Origin of the sequence: Synechococcus sp. BA-120 BA3, assembly GCF_034931285.1 — a bacterium.
In the GTDB taxonomy this organism is placed as follows: Bacteria; Cyanobacteriota; Cyanobacteriia; order PCC-6307; family Cyanobiaceae; genus Cyanobium.
Genome location: NZ_JAYGHZ010000210.1, coordinates 1 through 867 on the forward strand (window position 1 = coordinate 1; position 867 = coordinate 867).

Below are 867 nucleotides of genomic sequence, written 5' to 3' on the forward strand. Positions count from 1 at the left end.
CTGCAGGCCGCCCGCTCCGGCGCCGACACCCTGCTGCTCACGCCCGGGCCCTGGCTTGGCGGCATGGTGAGCGCGGCCGGGGTGTGCGCCCCGGACGGCAACGAGCTGAGCCCCTGGCAGAGCGGCCTGTGGGGCGCTCTGCTGCGTGCCCTGCAGTGGATTGAGCCGGAGGGGCTGGACCAGAACTGGGTGAGCTGCTTCGGCTACCGCCCCGCCAGCGCCGAGCGGATCCTGCGCCGCTGGGTGGCGGCCGAGGAACGGCTGGCGTGGTGGTCCGGCGTGCGGCTGGAGGCGCTGGAGTGCGACGGCGACCGCATCGGCGCCGTGACGGTGGAGCACAGGGGCGTCCAGCGGCGCCTGCGGCCCACGGTGGTGATCGACGGCAGCGACCGGGGCGAGCTCTATCCCCTGGCCGGCGCCCCCTTCCGCTTCGGCTGGGAGGCCAGGGAGCTGTGGCAGGAACCCAGCGCCCCCACGGCCGAGCGCCTTGGCAGCGATCCCTTCTTCCAGCGGCAGCCCATCCAGTCGCCCACCTGGGTGTGCCTCGGCCAGCTGGATGAGCGGGGAGGGTCGGCGGCCCCCGAGGCCGAGGCCTGGCGCCGCACGCCCCCTCGCCTGCCGGAGCCCTTCGCGGCGGCCACCGAGGCCTTCGGCCTGGAGCGCACCCTCACCTACGGCCGCCTGCCCGGGGGCCTGGTGATGCTGAACTGGCCCCTGCACGGCAACGACTGGCACCACGGCCTGGAGCGGGCTTTCCCGGAGTGCGTCGCCGGCGGTGGTGCCGATGCCGAAGCGGCTGAAGCGGCCGAAGCTGAGCTGCTGGCGGCGATGCGCGACCACAGCGAGAGCTTCGCCACCGCCCTGCGC

Annotated in this window: 1 protein-coding gene; it reads left to right on the forward strand. The window is 75.2% G+C overall.

Annotation, left to right across the window (positions count from 1 at the left end; all coding sequences use genetic code 11):
* The coding region (locus VB737_RS07330; RefSeq protein ID WP_500312257.1) for an FAD-dependent oxidoreductase at window positions 1–867 on the forward strand (867 nt) is incomplete at both ends.